Origin of the sequence: Anaerobacillus sp. CMMVII (assembly GCF_025377685.1) — a bacterium.
Classification (GTDB): domain Bacteria; phylum Bacillota; class Bacilli; order Bacillales; family Anaerobacillaceae; genus Anaerobacillus.
On record NZ_JACEHK010000008.1, the window covers coordinates 25308 to 45630 of the forward strand.

The following is a 20323-nucleotide window of genomic DNA, read 5'->3' on the forward strand; positions in this document are numbered from 1 at the left end:
AAATGGAATGGCCAATTCTTTTACTCGTTATTGTGGGGATATTTTTATTCATTAAAGTGATAAGTAAGATTGTAAGAATAATCATTGTTGTTGCTTTATTGGCAATGATCGTTTATTTTGTTTCATCAATGGATTTTGCGATGATTATGTTTTAACTAGCGGGGGAAACGTAAGAAGGAAGCGAAAATATGGAAGAAATGATAGTGAGGAGGGGTATTTTATTGTCTTATCGAATCGAAAGAGATACATTAGGAGAAATACAAGTACCTACTGATCGCTGGTGGGGGGCACAAACTGAACGGAGTAGACAGAACTTTAAAATTGGTACTGAAAAAATGCCAATTGAGGTAATTGATGCATTTTTGATACTGAAAAGAGCAGCTGCTACAGTAAACGAGAAATTAGGGAAGCTTGAAAGTGAAAAAGCGAATGCCATTGTTAAGGCAGTCGACGATATAAGAAAGAATCTTACTACTGAACATTTTCCTCTGGTCGTTTGGCAAACAGGAAGTGGAACTCAATCTAATATGAATGTTAATGAAGTGATTGCGTATAAGGCGAATGAGATTTTAAGGCAAACAGAGAGTAAGGTCATTGTTCACCCGAATGATGATGTAAATAAATCGCAAAGCTCGAACGATACGTTTCCAACTGCGATGCATATTGCCGCTTTGCTTAAGGTAGAAAATGATTTATTAGAAAGCATAACTACCTTTAAAACAACATTGTCGAACAAGGTAGCCCAATTTGCAACTGTTATCAAGATCGGTCGAACTCACTTACAGGATGCAACCCCACTTACCCTCGGTCAAGAAATTAGTGGATGGCATCGAATGATCGAAAAGTGTGAAAAGATGATCCAGACAAGTCTAGAGAACATCCGCGAACTAGCCATAGGTGGCACAGCAGTTGGGACAGGAATCAATGCCCACACTAAATTCGGTGAACTCGTTGCTGAGGAAATAAGTAAAATCACAGGAAAAGCGTTTGTTACAGCGGAAAACAAATTCCACGCACTGACCAGCCATGATGAACTCGTTCATCTACACGGAGCCCTCAAAGCCTTAGCTGCTGATGCGATGAAAATAGCCAATGATGTACGTTGGTTAGCAAGTGGCCCACGCTGTGGAATAGGTGAGATTATGATTCCTGCAAATGAACCTGGAAGTTCAATTATGCCCGGAAAGGTAAATCCGACCCAAAGTGAAGCCTTAACCATGGTTGCAGTGCAGGTCATGGGGAATGATGCTACCATTTCGTTTGCTGCAAGCCAAGGAAATTTTGAATTGAATGTCTTTAAGCCTGTTATTATTTATAATTTTATCCAATCAACAACATTACTTGCTGATGCAATCCGTTCATTTAATGATCATTGCGCAGTTGGTATTGATGCAAATATTGAAGTAATTGAAAGGCATCTTAAAAATTCATTAATGCTTGTTACAGCGCTTAATCCTCATATCGGTTATGAAAAGGCAGCTATGATTGCAAAGAGTGCTCACCAGAATGGTATCACCTTGAAAGAAGCCGCCATTAACAGTGGTTTTTTATTAGAAGATGAATATGATTCTATTGTTGATCCAAGCAAAATGATCAATCCACAAGATCACTAAAGGAAACTTGAAATCACCCAGACATATTAGAAGGGTGATTTCGTTCATATTTGTTAGAAAAGTTCAAAAAGATGTACAATACAGTAGGAGAAATAAACTTTGTCAGATGAAAAAATGGTGTACTTACAGAAATCTTTAGAAGAACACATTTTGTTGAACAATTTATGTAGCTGCTATTTCATAGTCTTTTGTTTAGAGTAATAGTAAGGAAAAGGAGGGAATGCAAAATGAAAATCATTGATACGCATTGTGATGCTTTATTAAAGCTCTACGATGATACTAATCGTTCTTTTACCAATAGTCCGGATATAGAGACGAACTTTGAAAGACTATCAATAGGTGGTGTGAAGGGGCAGTTATTTGCCATTTTTATCGAGCCCGAAACACCTTTTGATGAGAAGTATCAGGCTGCCATAAAGCAAATTGAATTATTTCATAGTGAGGTTGTAGGAAAACACCAGCATATCAAAAAAATTGAACAGTGGTCTGATTTTTCATTATTGAAGGATGGTGAAATTGGTGCTGTTTTAACACTTGAAGGTTCGGATGCATTTGGAAATGATCTAAATAAGCTGAACCATTTTTATGATTTAGGTGTAAAATCACTGGGATTAACATGGAATAATGCGAATCTTGTTGGTGATGGTGTTGGTGAAAGTCGTGCTGCGGGCTTAACTGATTTTGGTAAAGAAGTTGTGAAGCTGAATAATTTTAACCAAGTGTTAACGGATGTTTCTCATTTAAGTGTCAGGGGGTTTTGGGATGTCATTGAACTAGCTGATTATCCGATTGCCACCCACTCTAATGCATTTGCATTATGTGGGCATAGACGAAATTTGCTTGATGAACAAGCGAAAGCTTTGTTTCAGAAAAATGGCTTAGTTGGGATCGTTTTTAATCCGCCTTTTTTAACGGAGTCAGGAAAGGCGACTATCACCGATATTGTCCGTCATATTGAGTACTTTTGTTCATTAGGTGGAGAAAAACATATTTGCTTAGGCTCCGATTTTGATGGGATCTCTGAGTTTGTAGAAGGTCTGGAAAATGCTTCAAAATACCAAATGCTTATGAATGAGCTCTTGAAGTATTATAGTGAAGCCCAAGTAGCAGGCTTTGCTTCAAAAAACTTCCTGAATTTCATCCCGAAATGAGCATCTAAGGAAGAAAAAATTTCAATTTAATAAGCGATAATTATGCTATAATAACATATGGAAATATGTTATAAAGCAAGGTGGTGTATAGATGTCTATACGTTATGAGGATTGGTATAAAGTTATCCAAATTCGTCGTTCTAGAAGAACGTTTGTAACTAAAAAGATTGAAGATGATAAGATCTTGACATTAAACAGTGCGATTAGTGAATTAAATGGCCTTTATGAAGGAGTACGTATGATTTTCATAGATCAAGCACCAGATACAGTTTTTGTTGGAGCAATTGGACCGTACGGGAAAATCACAGGAGCTCCAGCATATCTGGCACTAATTATAAATAATGAGGGTACCTTTCAGTTCGAAAAGGCGGGATTTATAGGTCAAGCAATCGTGTTAGAAGCTGCAAAGCATGGTCTTTCAACCTGTTGGGTAGGTGGTTATTTCAATCGTGAAGTTTCGGCCCAGCAAGTAGGCATTAGTGATGAGGAAAGTGTGATCGCTATTATTCCTATCGGTCATGCCAGAAAAAATCTTAGTCTTACAGAGAAGATGATGAACCAGGTAGGGGATTATCATAAGAGAAAGTCTGTCGATGAGATTGTTGAAGGATTAGCTCAAGAAGATTGGCCGGCGTGGATAAGTTCTAGTGTCCGAGCTGCTAGTCTCTCCCCATCCGCCTATAATCGTCAATCAGTAAGCTTTATAATCGGAAAAGATCATTCCATCTCTTTAAAGATCAATAATGCCCAAGAAGATACGAATGTACCAAAAGGAATTGACCGTGGAATTGCCATGCTTCATTTGGATGTTGCAATAAAATACCACAACGTAGTTGGTCAATGGCGATTTGATCAAGATGATAATTTAGTAGTTTTTGAAAAAGTGGGGTCATAGTAACATTGCTACATAATAAACAATATGGAAAGACTGTAGAAATTCTACGGTCTTTTTCTCTAAGCTAAGGAGAGATGTAAATGCACAATAAGATTGCTAGACTCTTGTTTGTGATTGGAATATTAACGATATTCGTTGGTGGAGCTGTAGGTCTTCTCTTGACAATGCAAGATATCACAGGGCTTATGTTTTTAATTAGTGCAGTTGTTAGTGGCGTTTTTGTCATTGGTTTTTCTGAAATTATTAAACTGCTAGATGAAATAAAAGAGAAGTTAAACCGTTAAAAAGGCAATAGCAACAATCTTTTCGGAAAGATTGTTGCTTGCTATAAGTCGAATAAAAACTCTAGTCTAATCAAATTTTACATCCTGATAGGTATTTTCTGAAATAAGGAATGCCTTTTTTTGTTGAACTTCATTCCAGATGAGGTCAGGAAATAAAATGGTAGAATTTTTAAGGTAATCATTTTCATATCGAGCTAATAATTGAAGGATAAATGAAAATATCTTTTTAACTTCTTCTGGTAGAGTGGTAAATGAATCAATTTGAACTTGTCGAATATCGTTTAGTTGCTGGAAAAATCGTTCTTTTTCTTCATTTGAAGCATTCTTTTTAAAATAGCCCCAAATATGCTCTAACGTGTTAATCATGGCTTTCGTCTTATATGGTACTTCTCGAAGTGTACTGATTTTATGGTATATCAGAGCATAATCCGATATGGTAGTAGCTTGTTTGAGCATGGTTCTAACTTCAAGATAATGTTCATAACCTTTTGCCATAACTTCATATTTATTTTTTGCCCAAAGTTTCTCGGTTACTATTTTGATGTTTGTCATATAATTTACTCCTAAAGGAAATAATGATGAAGACTTTTTCAATTTTGTTTTCGTCTAGATTGTGTTTTTCAATAATGCAGCATGAGATATTTCATCACGTTTAGCGGGCATCTTTTCTAACCTGCCATTGGATGGATAACATAAACAATCTTAGCGCTTAAACATTATATCTTAATATAGCCACAAAGTTTACATAATGGAAATCAGTTAGTGGTAGTTACTTCTTACATACATCTGTAAATGGGGGACAATATGGGAGAATTTGTTAAACCAAGGGTGATTGTTAGCAAATGTCTAGAATTTCAAGGGTGTCGTTATGATGGCGAAATCATTCGAGATCAAACAGTTCATAATTTATTACCTTATGTCGAGTTTATACCTGTTTGTCCAGAGGTAGAAATAGGTTTAGGTGTACCAAGGGATGTTATTCGAGTCATAGACAATGATGGGATGGATCAGCTTTATCAGCCTGCCAAAAAAATCGACCTAACGAATAAAATGAATCAGTTTTCAGAACAGTTCTTAACAGAAGTTGGCGATATCGACGGGTTTATCCTGAAAAATCGATCACCCAGCTGTGGAATAAATGACGTGAAGGTTTATGCTGGTATCGAAAAAGCTCCTGTTATTCGAACGAGTAGCGGGTTATTTGGTAGCAAGGTTCAAGCTCAATATGGCCACTTAGCAGTAGAGGATGAAGGTAGGCTAAAAAACTTTACGATCCGAGAGCACTTTTTCACAAAGTTGTTTACTATCGCTTCGTTTAAGAAGTTAAAGAAGGAAGGACTCCTAGCTGACCTCGTCGAATATCATGCGAAAAATAAATATTTGTTCATGGCATACCAACCAACAATCCTAAAAAAATTAGGAAACATTGTTGGAAATCATAAAAAGAAATCTTTACAGCAAATCTTTGAGGAATATGAAGTAGAGCTTTACCATTTGTTTGCAAAACTACCGAAATATACGTCGAATATAAGCGTAAGTCAGCACTTGTTTGGCTATTTTTCAAAACAGTTGTCAGCGAAGGAAAAAGAGTTTTTTATTTCCATGATTGATAAATACAAAAAAAAGAAAGTGCCGTTAAGTAGTGTTGCGAGTCTATTGCATTCTTGGGCAATACGCTTCGACAATGAATATCTTCTTAAACAAACCTATTTTCAACCCTACCCTGAAAAGTTAATTGAAATTAGCGATTCAGGAAAAGGTCGAGATTATCGGTGATGTGCTGAAAGTGTCAGTCAACCTAAGCCAAGGTGACTGACACTTTACTTTTGGTTAGCTTATTTTTTCACGACAGTTTCCATGTTCATGGTAGAATAGAAGATAGTGAGAAAAATGATTTAGGGGGCAATAACTTTGAAGTTTATTCATACAGCTGATTGGCACTTAGGTAAACTTGTTCATGGAATTCATATGACAGAAGATCAAATGCACATGCTACAACAGTTTGTTCAATTAGTCGCTGAGGAACAACCTGATGCGGTAATAATAGCTGGTGATTTATATGACCGTTCTGTACCACCTACAGCGGCGGTTGAAGTTCTTCATGACGTTTTTTATAAGATCACAACAGAACTTAATACTCCAATCTTAGCGATATCAGGAAACCATGATAGTGCTGAAAGAATTCATTTTGGTAATCAACTTTTCCGAAAAAGTAATTTATTTATAGAGGGGAAACCATCTAGCAAGCCGACACCTGTTCAACTAAACGGCGTCAACTTTTATCTAATGCCATATGCTGAGCCAGGAACAATCCGATACTTACTTGAAGATCAGACTATCTCTAGCCATGAAGATGCCATGAAACGAATGGTCGATGTTATTGAGAAAACGTTAAATCCAAACGAGCCAAATGTTTTGGTTGGACACGCCTTTGTCTTAGGTGGAATGCAATCAGATTCAGAGAGAAGTTTATCAGTAGGTGGATCTGAGGTCGTGAGTGCAGATGTTTTTGCACCATTTCAATATACGGCCTTAGGGCATCTGCACAGTCCGAGTGCCATCAAGCATCCTACGGTGTACTATTCAGGATCATTAATGAAATATTCGTTTTCAGAAGCAAAACAGGATAAATCTGTTTCAATTGTTACCATTGATGAAAAAGGACAAGTATCTGTAACATATAAGAGCTTAAAGCCAAAATTTGATATGCGTATCATTGAGGGTCACTTAGAAGAGTTATTGGATATCAATTACTATCAATCGCAAAAGGTGGAGGATTATCTGAAAATATCCTTACTTGATGAAGGGGCGCTGATTGATCCAATTGGCAAACTCCGAACAATCTATCCAAATGTACTTCACTTAGAACGAAAAATTGAGCAACGTGACGCCAAGAAAAATAAGCTTTTCCAAATTGATCATAGCAATCAAAAAGGGACATTAGATTTATTTGCTGATTTTTATCAAGAAATGACAACAAGTAACTTCACAGCGGAAAAACAAGAGGTTATAACATCGATTGTTGATTCTGTTGTAGGGAAGAAAGGAGTTGCCTGCAAATGAAACCATTAAAACTATCCATGCAAGCTTTTGGCCCATACGCCACGAAACAGGAAGTAGACTTTTCAAAATTAGGAGCAAAGACCATGTTTGTGGTTTCAGGGCCAACTGGTTCTGGAAAGACGACGATTTTTGATGGTATTAGTTTCGCGATTTATGGAAAGGCAAGTGGCGATGATCGCAGCGGAGTCGATTTACGCAGTCAATTTACACAGGATGATACAGTGACAGAGGTGTCTCTGACATTTGAATTACGTGGCAAACGCTACTTAATCATAAGAAGCCCTCAACAAGAAAAGAAAAAATCTCGTGGTGAGGGAACAACGATTATTGGCGCCAAAGCAGAACTATATGAAATAGGAGAAAATGAGACACTTCTAGCCTCAAATGTCCGTGAAGTAGATGATAAAATACAGGAAATCATGAAGATCGATTGTCATCAATTCCGTCAGATTATGATGATCCCACAAGGGGAGTTTCGAAAACTTTTAGTATCTGAGAGTAAGGACAAAGAGAAAATTCTACAAAAGCTGTTCCATACTGAAGTCTATAAAACGATTGAGGAAAAATTAAAAGAAAAATCTGCTCAATTAAGGAAGCTAGTAGAACGCAGTGTTTTAGAGCGTAATAGTTTTATTAGTCGAATTCAAGCTCAAGATAACGAAAAGTTACAAGCACTCTTAGCTGAAGAACATATTAATGTTGTTGAGCTGTTGCAAGAATTAAAACAAGATGTCGCTGAGGATCAAAAAGCGCTTACTGCCTTTGCAGCGAACATTTTCACAAAAGAAGAACAGCGCGGGTTCATTGAAAAAGAAATCCATCACGGCAATGTTCTGATAGAGCAACTAGAAACAATGGAAAAGTTACTTCTGCAAAAAGAGCAGTTAGAGGCAAGGCAACCTGAGATTGCGGATGTCGTTAAGGCAATCGATTTAGCGAATAAAGCGGTTATTATTCACCAACAAGAAGAACGTTGTCGTGACGTATCAAGACAGGTCGTAACTAAGGAACAAGAATTGAAGAACGCCAGGACCCTTATTACGAATCTAACGTTGGTCTTAAAAGAAAAACAAGCCCACCTTCAAAAAGAGGAAGCTAAAGCTTCTGAAAAAGAAGCAATTCAAAAGGAAATTAGCCGGTTACAGTTGATGGAAAAAGACGTAAGATCCTTTTCGTCGCTTGAAAAAACAGTGGATTCGCTTAATAGATCTCTAGAGACGATAAGAGGGTCTAAAACAAATCTTGAAAAAGAATATACAGCCCTTGAAGAAAAATTAGAAGTTTTAGCGACTGAAAAAGAAGCGATAAATGAAGCGAAACTTGCGAAGGCAGAACTGGCAGCGAAATTGGCTTCAGAGGAACGAATGTTAGAAAGAGTAACCGACCTCATGAAAAATAAGAAGTTGTTAATTTCGCTTGAAAACCAATATTCAGAAACTGAAGATGATCGTGCTGACTTGGAAGATGAGTTAGCAGAAAAAAATGAACAACTTGAGGAGCTACAAGAAGCCTGGAATAAAGGACAAGCGGGGTTACTAGCGCAACACCTTATCGAAGGCGATTCATGTCCGGTTTGTGGGGCCGTTCATCACCTTGAAAAAGCCATCGTTCATGAGGATATGCCGACGGCTGAACAATTAAAATCCGTCCAAAATGAATTGAAGGAAATAGAGAAAGCAAAGTCAAAAAATGATGCTCTCTACTATGAGGCAAAATCGAAGTTTGAAACACAAATGGACCAAGTAATTAAATTGGCTGATGAATTAAGCATGAACCTTACGTATCAGCTTCGACAATTCGCCTTAGAAGACCAAGAAGAACACTATCGGCTTCAATGTAAAAATCTTTCAAATGAATTAAAGGCCATCGATGAAAAGCTACTTAAAGTGACAGAACTAGAACAGGAAGTAAAACAAACGACTGCTAACCTACTATCGGTAAAGGAGCGCTTAGCGAAGAGTCAGGAAGAACATGATAGTCTTTATACGTCTTTTGTAGAAAAACGTACCGAGCTTGCTCGATTAAAAGAGACACTTCCAGAACAATTGCGAAATGAAGCTGCGTTCAAGAAGCAATTAACAGTGGAACAAGAGCGTTTAAGAGATTTAGAACAAGCCTTAGTACAGGCTCAACAAGCAGTTACTGAAACAACTCAAAACATTGCTGGATTAGAAGGTTCGGTGTCATCACTACAAAAAGTCGTAACCGAATTAACTGAACGTCACAAGGAATTCCAAGAAATGTTTAACGATAAATTACATGAACTAGGATTTGCTTCTGTAGAGGAATATAGTAGAGTGAGATTGCCAGAAATGGAAATTCGTAAAATGGAAGCAAATGTTCAAGCATATAGAGAGGAGCTTCGCTCTGTTACTGATCGCTACACTGATTTGGTGACTAGGTTAACAAATATTGAAAAACCAGACCTAGCGAAGCTTTCTGAAAAGCTACAGATGATAAACGATGAAATCTCTGCCCTGCAAGAAAAACGAAACATTCTTTATCACAAGACGAAAACGAATCATGACATCGTAGAAACTATTGAAAAAATAAATGCACAAATGGCTTCAGTAGAGGAAGAATATAAAACTGTTGGGGAACTTGCAGAAATTGCCTCTGGGAAAAATACGTACAAAATAACGTTTGAGCGCTTTGTTTTAGCTGCCTTTTTAGATGATATTCTACTAGCGGCGAATGCTAGACTCAATAAAATGACAAATGGCCGCTACCAACTACAAAGAAAAACTGAACGATCTAAAGGCAATGCGCAAAGTGGACTTGAACTTTTGGCTTTTGATCAATATACCGGTGGCTCCAGACATGTAAAAACATTATCAGGTGGTGAAAGCTTTAAAGCTTCGCTTGCATTAGCGTTAGGACTAGCAGATATTGTTCAAAGCTTTTCGGGTGGGGTTTCAATGGAAACGATGTTCATTGACGAGGGCTTTGGTACGCTAGACCCTGAATCACTAGAAAGTGCAATTGATACCTTAATCGATATTCAAAGTACTGGTCGACTAGTAGGAATTATCTCACACGTTCCTGAGCTAAAAGAGCGGATTGACGCCCGTTTTGAAGTGATAGCCACACAAACTGGAAGTGTTGTAAAATACCATGGCGATACCGCTTCGGTTTAGAGTGTAGAGTGTAGAGTTGAAAAACCATTGTGAATATTTCACAATGGTTTTTCATAACTCATAACTCATAACTCATAACTCATAACTCATAACTCAAAACTCATCATTCATCATTAACCTATGAGCATTGTTTGGGATAATCAGGGGAACAATTGGTATAATTAGCATATCCAAAATGGAAAGGGTGATAAGTATGCCGATTGAGAAAGCAACGTTTGCAGGTGGCTGCTTCTGGTGTATGGTTAAACCGTTTCACGAGCAGGAAGGAATCCTAGACGTTCTTGTAGGTTATACCGGTGGCCATACAGAAAATCCAACATATAAAGAAGTTTGTAGAGAAGATACAGGTCATTACGAAGCGGTCCAAATCACATTCGACTCTTCAATTTACCCATATGAAAAATTATTGAGTTTATTTTGGCAACAAATTGACCCTACGGATCCCGGAGGGCAATTTGGTGATAGGGGGCAGTCGTATCAAACGGCTATTTTTTACCACACCGATGAGCAACGAGAAAAAGCAGAAACTTCAAAGGTAGAGCTTGAGGCAAGTGGGCGCTTTTCAAAACCAATAGTAACGCCAATTTTGCCAGCAACTACGTTTTACATTGGTGAAGACTACCATCAAGATTATTACAAGAAAAATCCAACCCATTATTCGCTATATAGCGTCGGTTCAGGCAGGGTAGGTTTTATAAAAGCGCATTGGGGGAATACGAACAATGAATGATGATCTAAAAAAACGATTATCACCAATTCAGTACGAAGTAACACAAAGAAACGGCACAGAACCACCTTTTCAAAATGAATATTGGAACAACAAACAAGAGGGGATTTACGTCGACATTATTTCTGGTGAGCCTTTGTTTTCTTCGATCGATAAATATGATTCTGGCTGTGGTTGGCCAAGCTTTACAAAACCTTTGGGTGATGACTTAATCGTCGAAAAAGCTGATGTCAGTCATTTTATGATTAGAACTGAGGTTAGATCAAAGAAATCAGACTCTCATTTAGGTCATGTTTTTAATGATGGACCACCACCAACAAATCTTCGCTATTGCATTAATTCTGCGAGTTTAAACTTTATTGCGAAAGAGAAACTTGTGGAAGAGGGATATGGGGAGTATTTAGAGCTTTTTAAATAAGTAATAAAGGCTCTTTTCGTAAACATTGTGGCATTATGGACAATATTCAATAAATAATCGATATTTCTACGTTACCAACACCTTCGAATGGTAGAAAAGATGGCCTCGAGAACTAGATATATCTTGTCTTTACTATAACAACAATCTTTGAGAAAACAGCCATAATAAAAAACATGCTGAAATTGGCATGTTTTTTGTTGTTATGCGATTTTTGGGATCTCAAAGTAGATATTAATAAACACTAAAGAGAGCAATATTCCTCCAAAAAGAAATAGAAAGAGGAATGCTGCTATTATTTCATGTTTCCCTAACCATTTTATTACTTTTTTCATGTTTATCACCCTGAAATTTAGGGTGGATAACTTTTCCTGATTTATACCTATTTTTTAGAAAATAGTAAACTTTTTTAGAGTATTGTGAAATAACTCTATTGGTTATAGAATTTAGATAGTTAGGAGGAGGCCTATGAGCATTTCGATAGAACCTTTAGGAGATTGCGGTTTAGTAGTAGTTTTTGGCGAAGCTGTAAGTGAAGAAGTACAGCAAAGGGTCACCGCTTTTTCGAAGTTATTAGCAAATACTTCAATAGAAGGATTTATAGAATATATACCTGCCTATACAACGGTTGCGATTATTTATAATCCTCTCTTTTATTTGAAAAATAAATACCAGTCACCATTTGAATCCTGTAAGGAAAAGGTCGAGCAATTACTTCAAAGCTGCAACTTAGAAAATAGAGAAAAAACAACCCAGCCGACTACGATCGTTCCTGTTTGTTATGGAGGAAAGTATGGCCCAGATTTGGAAACATTAGCAAGGTTTCATGCTTTAACTCAAGAGGAAGTAATTGAGTTACATCTTGAAGCTGACTATACAGTAGCGATGATCGGCTTTGCACCTGGCTTTCCGTACCTAAGTGGCTTAAATGAGCGAATCGCGACACAAAGACTTGCAACACCTAGAAAAAAAGTGCCAAAAGGCTCTGTAGGTATTGCAGGGTTACAAACAGGGATATACTCAATTGACTCGCCAGGTGGCTGGCAGATCATTGGTTGTACGCCAATTCCTTTATTCGATCATAAAAGATTGGAGCCAAGTCTGTTAAAGCAAGGTGATAGAGTTCGCTTTGAACGAATGAGCGAAGTGCAATTTGAATCGTGGAGAGGAACGAAAGATGAGTATCTTAGTTAAACAGGGTGGATTACGAACAACAATCCAAGATTTAGGTCGGTATTCTTTTCAAAAATACGGTGTTGTAGTTGGCGGGGCAATGGATTCCTTCTCACATAAATTAGCGAATCTCTTAGTCGGAAACCAAATCAGTGAGGCAACATTGGAAATAACATTGTTAGGTCCTGAACTTGTTTTTTTGGAAGATACGATTTTTGCCATATGTGGAGGATACTTCTTGCCGCAGCTTAATTTTGATGTGGTACCAATGGGAAGACCGATTTTTGTAAAGAAAGGATCGATTTTGAAATTTGGAAACTGTCAAAGCGGCTGTCGCGCCTATCTGGCTATCAAGGGTGGGATTGACACGCCGCTTGTGATGATGAGTCGTTCAACCTATGAACCGGCAAAATATGGAGGTCTTCATGGTGAGAAGCTTAAAAAAGGAGATATCATCCCTGTAAAAAGTCAAAAGCTAAAAAATAACTTCATAGTACATAATGACAATTTTTCTACTACCCGTTGGTTCGTTCATTCTCTTAAGAAATCGAAGAAAATTCGTGTTACGAGAGGAAGGCAGTATTCAGATTTTACTCTTGAAGCGATAGAGAACTTCTTTGAGAAGGAGTATCAACTTTCCTTAGATTCCGATCGAATGGGCTACCGTTTAGAAGGAGAAAAACTAGTAACACTTAATACCGTAGAACAAATTTCAGAAGCGACAGCATTTGGCACTGTGCAAGTTCCTGCCGATGGACAACCGATAATTTTAATGGCAGATCGACAACCGACAGGAGGCTATCCAAAACTGGCCAATGTGATCTCAGTTGATTTACCTTTATTAGCACAGCTGAAGCCAAGAGATATGGTTCAATTTGAAGAAATTTCATTAGAAGAAGCGCAAGAGTTATATGTCGCACAAGAAAAAGAACTAAGAAGACTTTCAATCTTATTGAAGCAAATCAGAAGGTAAGGAGCAAATAGATGATGGGGAAGATTGACCTAAATTGTGACCTAGGAGAAAGCTTTGGCATTTATAAGTTAGGTATAGACGAAGAAATATTAAATTACATCACATCTGCAAATATTGCCTGTGGATTTCATGCAGGCGATCCTAATGTCATGAGAAAAACAGTTGCATCGGCATTGGAAAAGGGTGTGAATGTTGGTGCGCATCCAGGTTTTCAGGACTTGGTAGGTTTTGGAAGAAGAGAAATTGAAATAACTGCTACTGAAGTGTATAATCTCGTCGTTTATCAAATAGGTGCTCTTCAAGCAATTGTTAAAGTAGAAGGCGGTGTCCTTCACCATGTAAAGCCACACGGAGCATTGTATAATATGGCTGCTCGAGATCCTGTGCTTGCCAAGGCAATTGTGAAAGCAATTAAGGATGTAGATGCAGCTTTAATTTTATATGGATTAGCAAATAGTCAGTTAACAAAGGCTGGAGAAGCTCTTGGGTTGCAAGTATATCATGAAGTTTTTGCTGACAGAACATATCAAGCGGATGGTACGTTGACACCTCGAACTGCGAAGAACGCCATCATTACTAATGAAAATGAAGCAATAAAGCAAATCTCAACGATGATCAGAGATGGGGCTGTACAATCGCTTCAGGGGGTAAAAGTGCCAATTAAACCGGACACCATTTGTATTCATGGAGATAATCATCATGCCTTAGCGTTCGCAAAAAAAATAAGCAGTGTCCTCATATAGTATCGTCCTTTGTTCTCTCTCTAGTCATAATCATAATCAGGTATACATATGATTTTCTATACTATTCTTTGTAAGAATGGTGCGATTTTTTTACTAATTGAGTGAATTTCATAATTATCTAAATCGCCATAGCAACTAACTAATGGCGCAAAAAGAAATTATGAAGTCATTATATTAGATAACACATGAAAACAAATCTAAAGAAAATGGAGTGTTGTTATTCATGGTAAAAAGAAAACGTATTAGAAAGACAATTCGTATGGTGCTGAGAGAAGCTAGGAGAGAACAAAAAGAACAAGTGCAAATTTCCAAAACTAATATTCAACAAAAAGAAAATTTAGAATAGGTTCAAATATTACTCAAGGCTCTTTTCGTTAACCTAGTTGTTATTGGTTGTATTAACATTTATTTTTTTCAGTTATTTAGTCTAATTTAGAAAAGATGCCCCGAGATCTTAGTGCTTCAGGTTATAGCTCTCCAATTTAATATGCGAAAAAAACTTAATCAAAAAAAGCCTGTGTCCAATTGGATACAGGCTTTAACTAACTAAATATTTTCCCCGCTCTGACGTAGCTCCTAGTGTCTCAAAACCCGCTCAAAAGCAGGTGGGTACTCGCAATCACTTTTCCAACTTCCAATTAGCTTACTTGGCTTGTTGTCCAAATGACAATTAGAATTCCCGTAAACAATGCATCGGTTTGAGACATCTCAAGCACACGTTCATCGCAGGATGTTTGTTATGCGTTTTTCTTATATTTGTATATTAATATAATTTTCCCTTAGTAACAATAGTGGTTTCTTACCATTAGTGGGAGAAAGTAAAGAAAGCAGGAATTTGCTACTATTTTGTCTAATATATTTAAATACTACTAGCTATATTTTTAGTTAACAGAATGAACGTAAGATTAAGGAGGAGGATATCATATGTTTTCATTTGAGACAGATCGGCTATATTTAAGACCGTTTGAGTTATCTGATGGTCAAACAATAAAATCCCTAGCTAACAATCAAGATTTGGCTCGAACGACTTTACACATACCGTATCCTTACCCAGATGGTTATGCTGAGCAATGGATCGCAAGTTGTTCTGAAAAAATGAAAAAAGGTAGCAGTTACTCCTTGGCGATTATCCTTAAAGAAACGTTGGAACTTGTTGGTTGTTTAACACTTAACATTGCCTTAAATCATAAACGTGGAGAGCTAGCGTATTGGATCGGAAAGCCCTATTGGGATAACGGATATGCTACCGAAGCCTCGTTAAAAATGATTGAATTTGCTTTTGGTAAGCTAGACCTAAACCGTGTCTGGGCTTGCGTCATGATCAGAAACCATGCCTCTATTGAAGTAATGAAAAAAGCTGGGCTTCATTATGAAGGGACGCTCTCACAGCATGTCCTTAAGTGGGGGAAATATGAAGATGTCTCCTATTATGGTCTGCTAAAAGAACAATATCTAACATCATTTTACGAAGATGAAGTCGCAGAAGCATAACCTATTAAGTAGTCCTAACTTTTTTTGAGGGCTACTTTTTTGTTTTGTTAGTTCGTTAATGATAGGATGCTGCTGAAAGGCAAGTGTTAAAGTGGGTAGTTTTGAAAAAACTGTGGTAAAATGCAAGAAAGTTATTTGTAGGAGGGTTTTTGATGAATCCAATTAATGTTCAGCTAGTTCAGGCTGAAATAAATAAGTATAAAAATAAACCTATATATCTCCACTTAGAAACAACAAATGGAGCCTATGCGGCTCATCGAAATGAGGGCATGATGACAGTGAGTGCTTTTATTCGAAATGGGAAAGTAGAATTTTCACAAGGGAAAATAACAGGTGATCACCCTTATAGAGTAGGCTTACACTTAGAAGATGGGTGGGTTTATGCTCAAGGACTTACGGATTGGGAAGTAAATGAAGATGGACAATTACTTTTAGCTGGTCATGATAGTGAAGGTAAGATTGCTATAGCTCTACAATTAAGTGAGAAACCTTTTATCTAGAAAGGAAGAGAGAGATGAATGAAGAACATGTGTTAGTTGTATTCCCGCATCCTGATGACGAATCATTTGGTCCCGGAGGAACAATCGCAGAGTATAAAAGATTAGGTGTTAAAGTAACATATGCCTGCTTAACATTAGGGGAAATGGGGAGGAACATGGGAACTCCGCCCTTTGCTAATCGAGAAACTTTGCCAGCTCTTCGAAAAAAAGAACTAATTGATGCTTGTGAGATATTAGGGATTGAAGATTTACGAATGTTGGGATTTCGAGATAAAACGATTGAATTTGAAGACGAGGCTAATTTAATTAAAACAATTAAAGAAATTATTCTAGAAGTCAAGCCATCATTAATTATTACTCATTATCCAGGGCATGGTGTTCACCCTGACCATGATGCTACTGGACATGCAACAGTGGAAGCCGTGCGACAGTTAGCAAAGGAACAACGCCCAAAGGTTTATTGTATGGCAATCACAAAAGAACGGGAAAAAGTATTGGGTAAACCAGATGTTGTACATGATGTCGCCAATACCATTGATGTCAAGATTGCAGCCATTAAAGCTCATCGTTCGCAAACAGAAGCTATCTTTAAGCAAAGCAAAGATCAGAAAGCTAGCTTAAGGAAATGGTTAACAGAAGAACACTTCTGGATTTATCGCTTTTAAGAAAAGCGCAATCTCCCGAGGGAAAAGTGTAGTGCTTTTTCCCATTGAAGCCCCGACATGCAAATGTTCTTCTAGAATAAAAGTGTGCTCTTTCACTTTTATTCTAGGAAAAAGGAAGTTCACTTTTTCTTTCGAAGGTTATTTGACCTCGAGGGGCTGGGCGCTGTAGCTAGACCGTTATTACGATAAAATTTCTATAAATTCTATTCTTTTAAAAAAGGTAGTACTTTTCGTATCTGAAAAGTACTACCTTTTTTGAACTGTGTCATTTGTGTCATTTGGGGTCTGACCCCCGCTAAAGTAAAGCGGTAAAGCGATGAGGTAGAAAAGTTCACCTTCATCAACACAAGATGTAAGTATGATTAAATAGCCAACTCAATAAAAGAAAGTGAACTTTCGTGTGAGCTCTACTTATATATTAGACCAAATGAAAGTGCCCTTCCACCGATACATGATGTACATATGACAGTTCTAGAAATCATCAAAGTTTCCTTTAATCATGGCTAGCAAATCAGAGTATGCCTCTTCATCCTCAAAAAATTTGGGATACCATTGAGTTTCAATCCATTGGATTAGTTGTTCTTTATTTTGGAAAACTTCGCCACTAGTATCAGCGTTCCTTAACATGTATCTTCCGTTATCCTCGTCAATAGTTACTAAACAGGGGATAGCACTATCCTTTGCTTTAATAACGTACTCCATCGCTGTCGGCCTCCTTTAATATTTGCTCATGAATAGCTTTTGTTAAAAACAATGAATTCATGAGGGGAGAACCATGCCAAGTTAAGAGAGGATTTCCCAATTTCGTTTCGTAGCAATTTCCAAAAGTCTCGGCTCTGGTTTTACAGCTACAGGGTTTCCAACAAGTTCTAGGACACTTAGGTCAGAATAACTATCACCATAAGCGTAGCTATTTTGCCAATCTACGTCATGATTGGCAAGTTGCGCAAAGATATTAGCGTTTTTCCGTTCGCCTTGAATGTGAATGACTGGAGTATGCTTATCAATTTCCTTATTCTTAAAAGGAATACTTGTACCAATAATGCAATCAAAGTCGATATCTTTTGTAACAGAATAAAGTAAAGGTTCAAATGCTCCAGAAACTAACATAATGTAATACCCGTCTTTACTATGCTGTTTTAGCCTTTGGACTACCGCTTCACTTAAATTTTGACTCATTTCGTCACCAAGTTGTGCAAAAAACTGTTGGATATCAATTTTAGATGATCGACCAAATGAGGAAATATAAGAACGCATAGAATACTCTTTCATTTTTTGCTCAGGATAAAGTTTGAGTTTATAAGCTAAATATACCGGTAATATTTTTGAGATAAAACGACGATATTTAGGAGCATGGACTGGATGAGTTTTTAAATGTCTCATCATCAAAGGAAAAGTTTCTTCTGGAAATAATGTTCCATCAAAGTCAAAAATAGCTACCTTCACATTAAGCTTCCTTTCGAATATATATTTTGTTTAATTGTATAATTATGCTAATTAGATTTGCAAGTTAATTTTTCTAGGAAGCAATACCTATCTTCGAAAGGGGTCATACTACTTTTAAAGGGGGTGTTTAGTTTATGGGCAAAAAAAATAAAACGACTAACAGCAGCAGTAACCAAGTTGCTGAAAATTCATATGATCCTTCTGATTATCAAAGCAATAATGAGGTGGATAAAGGACTTGCCTTTACTCATGAGCAAGTTAGTGACACCTATATGGAGGGAACAATCGATGGTGAGATTGATAATTTAGAGGAAGTAACAAAGGATTTTCCACGAAAGCAAGGAAAGTAATACTTAATTAAGGCTCGTTCCTAACTTTGCTCCTGCGATTACTCGTCGCATGGTAAAAATATTGCTCCTGCGATTACTCGTCGCATGGTAAAAATATGCGATTTGTCGTCAAAAAGTGATTGGTAGTAGGAAGTTAGAAACTTGTCCTTGAGATCTTGTGTTTTCAAGTATCATATACTTGCAAAAATAGCCTAAAATAAAAAAACGAGTTTGGTTTCCCAAGCTCGTTTTTTAAAGGCTAAGATTACTTAAAACGCCCAGTTTCCGTTTTTGAATAATGGTTCACGATTACCATCCTCAGTAATTCCATCAATGTTCATTTCTCCGGAACCGATCATAAAGTCGACATGAGTAATACTTGTGTTTGCCCCATGCTGTTGAAGTTCTTCTTTTGACATGGTTTTCCCACCTTCAAGGTTGAAGGAATAGGCATTGCCGATCGCTAAATGACTTGAAGCATTTTCGTCAAATAATGTGTTGTAGAAGATAATGTTTGAATTTGAGATTGGTGAATCGTGTGGTACAAGAGCTACTTCTCCAAGAAAATGTGAACCTTCGTCAGTTTCAATTAAACGTTTTAAGGTTTCATATCCAGTTTCGGCAGTGAAGTCAACAATTTTCCCATTCTCAAACGTTAGACTGAAATTATCAATGACGTTACCACTATAGTTTAATGGCTTCGTACTTGCAACAACACCATTAACCCCGTCTTTTTTCGGAAGTGTAAATACTTCTTCAGTAGGCATATTCGCCACAAAACTTATTCCAGATTCGCTCTTACCTCCACCACCAACCCAAAGGTGTTTTTCATGTAGTTCAATTGTTAAATCAGTGCCAGGCCCTTGATAATGCAACTTTTGATATTTTTTATTATTTAAATAATCAACTTTGCTCAGAAGTTTAGCGTTATGTTCTCTCCAAGCTGCTACTGGGTCATCTAAATCAGCTCGAGTCGCCATGAGAATTGCTTCCCAAAGTTTAGCAACGCTTTCCTCTTCAGATGTAGTAGGAAAAACCTTTTGCGCCCATTCTTTAGATGGTGCAGCAATGACACACCAGCTTACTTTGTCAGCTTGAACATAATTACGGTACTTCTCAAGAGCTAGGCCTCTTGCTTTGTTGGCATTTGAAATTCTTTCAGGGTCAACTTCTTTTAAGAGGTCGGGATTAGCAGCAACGATACTCATGAAAGCAGCTCCATTTTCAGCCAATTCTTCAAAACCTCTAGCCTTCCAAGCAGGAAACTCAAGGAACGCTTCGTCAGGTGCTAAAGTATATTTTAGTAAGGTAAGTTCTTCGTCATTCCATTCAATGTGAACATCTTTTGCTCCTGCTTCATAAGCCTTTTTGGCAACAAGGCGAACAAAGTCCATGTTATTTGTAGGTGCATTTATCACTAACGTTTGTCCCTGTTGAATATTAATTCCAACTTTAACGGCAATTTCAGCATATTTTTCTAGGTGTAGTTCAAATGTACTCATGTATACAAACCCCTCACATATGTATTTTTCTTGCAAATTCATTTTACCAAAAGAAAGGACTATAGGAAAAGATTATCTCGTAGGTTCGATTTTAAAGTAGTTCCTAAGGTAATGCAATCTTGCTTTTCGGAGCGTAGGAAATTAACTTAGTAACGGCCCATTTCTTCAAAAACGAAGCATAATGAAAAACAACAACTGAGCGAATATCTATTAAAA

General features: G+C 37.3%; 22 protein-coding genes and 1 other RNA gene. 18 read left to right on the plus strand and 5 right to left on the minus strand.

Annotation, left to right across the window (positions count from 1 at the left end):
- Positions 1–2 precede the first annotated feature (2 nt).
- The 5 genes from H1D32_RS10740 to H1D32_RS10760 all read left to right on the plus strand — a co-directional run bounded on the left by H1D32_RS10740 (position 3) and on the right by H1D32_RS10760 (position 3943).
- Positions 3–155, plus strand: coding sequence for a hypothetical protein (locus H1D32_RS10740; RefSeq protein WP_261178292.1), 153 nt, complete (start codon positions 3–5; stop codon positions 153–155).
- A 66-nt stretch (positions 156–221) separates the two neighbouring features.
- On the plus strand, positions 222–1613 hold the full coding sequence (gene fumC, locus H1D32_RS10745) for a class II fumarate hydratase (RefSeq protein WP_261178293.1): 1392 nt from the start codon (positions 222–224) through the stop codon (positions 1611–1613).
- Positions 1614–1840: 227 nt separating this feature from the next.
- Positions 1841–2764 carry a dipeptidase gene (locus H1D32_RS10750; RefSeq protein WP_261178294.1) on the plus strand — a complete coding sequence of 308 codons (924 nt, stop codon included), beginning with the start codon at positions 1841–1843 and terminating at the stop codon, positions 2762–2764.
- 91 nt (positions 2765–2855) lie between these two features.
- Entirely contained in the window at positions 2856–3659 is an 804-nt protein-coding gene (locus tag H1D32_RS10755; RefSeq protein ID WP_261178295.1) for a nitroreductase family protein, read from the plus strand.
- Positions 3660–3739: 80 nt separating this feature from the next.
- Entirely contained in the window at positions 3740–3943 is a 204-nt protein-coding gene (locus tag H1D32_RS10760; protein WP_261178296.1) for a hypothetical protein, read from the plus strand.
- Between the two features lie 66 nt (positions 3944–4009).
- Here H1D32_RS10760 and H1D32_RS10765 read toward each other — a convergent pair whose 3' ends face one another.
- A complete protein-coding gene (locus H1D32_RS10765) occupies positions 4010–4495 on the minus strand; it encodes a YbgA family protein (RefSeq protein ID WP_261178297.1) in 486 nt (161 codons plus the stop codon).
- A gap of 252 nt (positions 4496–4747) precedes the next feature.
- On the opposite strand from H1D32_RS10765, the gene H1D32_RS10770 reads away from it, so the two are divergent.
- The 9 genes from H1D32_RS10770 (at position 4748) to H1D32_RS10810 (ending at position 14520) form a co-directional block, all read left to right on the plus strand.
- Positions 4748–5719: a YbgA family protein gene (locus tag H1D32_RS10770; RefSeq protein WP_261178298.1), complete on the plus strand. Its 972-nt coding sequence runs from the start codon at positions 4748–4750 to the stop codon at positions 5717–5719.
- 135 nt (positions 5720–5854) lie between these two features.
- A complete protein-coding gene (locus H1D32_RS10775) occupies positions 5855–7006 on the plus strand; it encodes an exonuclease SbcCD subunit D (protein ID WP_261178299.1) in 1152 nt (383 codons plus the stop codon).
- Entirely contained in the window at positions 7003–10143 is a 3141-nt protein-coding gene (locus tag H1D32_RS10780; protein WP_261178300.1) for an AAA family ATPase, read from the plus strand. The genes H1D32_RS10775 and H1D32_RS10780 overlap by 4 nt, the downstream gene beginning before the upstream one ends.
- A gap of 193 nt (positions 10144–10336) precedes the next feature.
- Positions 10337–10873: a peptide-methionine (S)-S-oxide reductase MsrA gene (msrA, locus tag H1D32_RS10785; RefSeq protein WP_261178301.1), complete on the plus strand. Its 537-nt coding sequence runs from the start codon at positions 10337–10339 to the stop codon at positions 10871–10873.
- Positions 10866–11288 (plus strand): peptide-methionine (R)-S-oxide reductase MsrB, encoded by a 423-nt coding sequence (gene msrB, locus H1D32_RS10790; protein WP_261178302.1) that lies wholly within the window; start codon positions 10866–10868, stop codon positions 11286–11288. The genes msrA and msrB overlap by 8 nt, the downstream gene beginning before the upstream one ends.
- Positions 11289–11753: 465 nt before the next feature.
- Positions 11754–12479, plus strand: coding sequence for a 5-oxoprolinase subunit PxpB (gene pxpB / locus H1D32_RS10795; protein ID WP_261178303.1), 726 nt, complete (start codon positions 11754–11756; stop codon positions 12477–12479).
- On the plus strand, positions 12463–13431 hold the full coding sequence (locus tag H1D32_RS10800) for a 5-oxoprolinase subunit C family protein (RefSeq protein WP_261178304.1): 969 nt from the start codon (positions 12463–12465) through the stop codon (positions 13429–13431). The genes pxpB and H1D32_RS10800 overlap by 17 nt, the downstream gene beginning before the upstream one ends.
- Before the next feature lie 14 nt (positions 13432–13445).
- A complete protein-coding gene (locus H1D32_RS10805) occupies positions 13446–14174 on the plus strand; it encodes a 5-oxoprolinase subunit PxpA (RefSeq protein WP_261178619.1) in 729 nt (242 codons plus the stop codon).
- A 223-nt stretch (positions 14175–14397) separates the two neighbouring features.
- A complete protein-coding gene (locus tag H1D32_RS10810) occupies positions 14398–14520 on the plus strand; it encodes a hypothetical protein (RefSeq protein ID WP_261178305.1) in 123 nt (40 codons plus the stop codon).
- 206 nt (positions 14521–14726) lie between these two features.
- Here the strand turns inward: H1D32_RS10810 and ssrS are convergent.
- A non-coding RNA gene (ssrS, locus tag H1D32_RS10815) (6S RNA) lies at positions 14727–14909 on the minus strand.
- Positions 14910–15098: 189 nt separating this feature from the next.
- Between ssrS and H1D32_RS10820 the strand changes: the two genes are divergently transcribed.
- From H1D32_RS10820 to bshB2, 3 genes are all read left to right on the plus strand, one after another.
- The gene (locus H1D32_RS10820; protein WP_261178306.1) at positions 15099–15665 is read left to right on the plus strand and encodes a GNAT family N-acetyltransferase; all 567 of its coding nucleotides are present in this window, start codon (positions 15099–15101) and stop codon (positions 15663–15665) included.
- Positions 15666–15817: 152 nt separating this feature from the next.
- Positions 15818–16165 carry a YojF family protein gene (locus tag H1D32_RS10825; protein WP_261178307.1) on the plus strand — a complete coding sequence of 116 codons (348 nt, stop codon included), beginning with the start codon at positions 15818–15820 and terminating at the stop codon, positions 16163–16165.
- Positions 16166–16179: 14 nt separating this feature from the next.
- Positions 16180–16830 carry a bacillithiol biosynthesis deacetylase BshB2 gene (gene bshB2, locus H1D32_RS10830; RefSeq protein WP_261178308.1) on the plus strand — a complete coding sequence of 217 codons (651 nt, stop codon included), beginning with the start codon at positions 16180–16182 and terminating at the stop codon, positions 16828–16830.
- 471 nt (positions 16831–17301) lie between these two features.
- Here the strand turns inward: bshB2 and H1D32_RS10835 are convergent, their stop codons facing one another.
- Both H1D32_RS10835 and H1D32_RS10840 read right to left on the minus strand, forming a co-directional pair.
- On the minus strand, positions 17302–17532 hold the full coding sequence (locus H1D32_RS10835; RefSeq protein ID WP_261178310.1) for a hypothetical protein: 231 nt from the start codon (positions 17530–17532) through the stop codon (positions 17302–17304).
- Positions 17533–17613: 81 nt separating this feature from the next.
- The gene (locus H1D32_RS10840; protein WP_261178311.1) at positions 17614–18276 is read right to left on the minus strand and encodes an HAD family hydrolase; all 663 of its coding nucleotides are present in this window, start codon (positions 18274–18276) and stop codon (positions 17614–17616) included.
- 134 nt (positions 18277–18410) lie between these two features.
- Here H1D32_RS10840 and H1D32_RS10845 point away from each other — a divergent pair, with 134 nt between their 5' ends.
- Positions 18411–18626, plus strand: coding sequence for a YozQ family protein (locus H1D32_RS10845; protein ID WP_261178312.1), 216 nt, complete (start codon positions 18411–18413; stop codon positions 18624–18626).
- Between the two features lie 248 nt (positions 18627–18874).
- On the opposite strand, the gene H1D32_RS10850 is transcribed toward H1D32_RS10845, so the two are convergent.
- Positions 18875–20107, minus strand: coding sequence for an aminopeptidase (locus tag H1D32_RS10850; protein WP_261178313.1), 1233 nt, complete (start codon positions 20105–20107; stop codon positions 18875–18877).
- Between the last annotated feature and the right edge of the window lie 216 nt (positions 20108–20323).

Coding starts and splice junctions, on each gene's coding strand:
- H1D32_RS10825 (WP_261178307.1), top strand. CDS start 15,818: ATGAATCCAATTAATGTTCAGCTAGTTCAGGCTGAAATAAATAAGTAT.
- H1D32_RS10780 (WP_261178300.1), top strand. CDS start 7,003: ATGAAACCATTAAAACTATCCATGCAAGCTTTTGGCCCATACGCCACG.
- H1D32_RS10845 (WP_261178312.1), top strand. CDS start 18,411: ATGGGCAAAAAAAATAAAACGACTAACAGCAGCAGTAACCAAGTTGCT.
- bshB2 (WP_261178308.1), top strand. CDS start 16,180: ATGAATGAAGAACATGTGTTAGTTGTATTCCCGCATCCTGATGACGAA.
- H1D32_RS10755 (WP_261178295.1), top strand. CDS start 2,856: ATGTCTATACGTTATGAGGATTGGTATAAAGTTATCCAAATTCGTCGT.
- H1D32_RS10760 (WP_261178296.1), top strand. CDS start 3,740: ATGCACAATAAGATTGCTAGACTCTTGTTTGTGATTGGAATATTAACG.
- H1D32_RS10805 (WP_261178619.1), top strand. CDS start 13,446: ATGGGGAAGATTGACCTAAATTGTGACCTAGGAGAAAGCTTTGGCATT.
- H1D32_RS10800 (WP_261178304.1), top strand. CDS start 12,463: ATGAGTATCTTAGTTAAACAGGGTGGATTACGAACAACAATCCAAGAT.
- pxpB (WP_261178303.1), top strand. CDS start 11,754: ATGAGCATTTCGATAGAACCTTTAGGAGATTGCGGTTTAGTAGTAGTT.
- H1D32_RS10740 (WP_261178292.1), top strand. CDS start 3: ATGGAATGGCCAATTCTTTTACTCGTTATTGTGGGGATATTTTTATTC.
- H1D32_RS10770 (WP_261178298.1), top strand. CDS start 4,748: ATGGGAGAATTTGTTAAACCAAGGGTGATTGTTAGCAAATGTCTAGAA.
- H1D32_RS10820 (WP_261178306.1), top strand. CDS start 15,099: ATGTTTTCATTTGAGACAGATCGGCTATATTTAAGACCGTTTGAGTTA.
- msrA (WP_261178301.1), top strand. CDS start 10,337: ATGCCGATTGAGAAAGCAACGTTTGCAGGTGGCTGCTTCTGGTGTATG.
- H1D32_RS10750 (WP_261178294.1), top strand. CDS start 1,841: ATGAAAATCATTGATACGCATTGTGATGCTTTATTAAAGCTCTACGAT.
- H1D32_RS10850 (WP_261178313.1), bottom strand. CDS start 20,107: ATGAGTACATTTGAACTACACCTAGAAAAATATGCTGAAATTGCCGTT.
- H1D32_RS10810 (WP_261178305.1), top strand. CDS start 14,398: ATGGTAAAAAGAAAACGTATTAGAAAGACAATTCGTATGGTGCTGAGA.
- H1D32_RS10765 (WP_261178297.1), bottom strand. CDS start 4,495: ATGACAAACATCAAAATAGTAACCGAGAAACTTTGGGCAAAAAATAAA.
- H1D32_RS10835 (WP_261178310.1), bottom strand. CDS start 17,532: ATGGAGTACGTTATTAAAGCAAAGGATAGTGCTATCCCCTGTTTAGTA.
- msrB (WP_261178302.1), top strand. CDS start 10,866: ATGAATGATGATCTAAAAAAACGATTATCACCAATTCAGTACGAAGTA.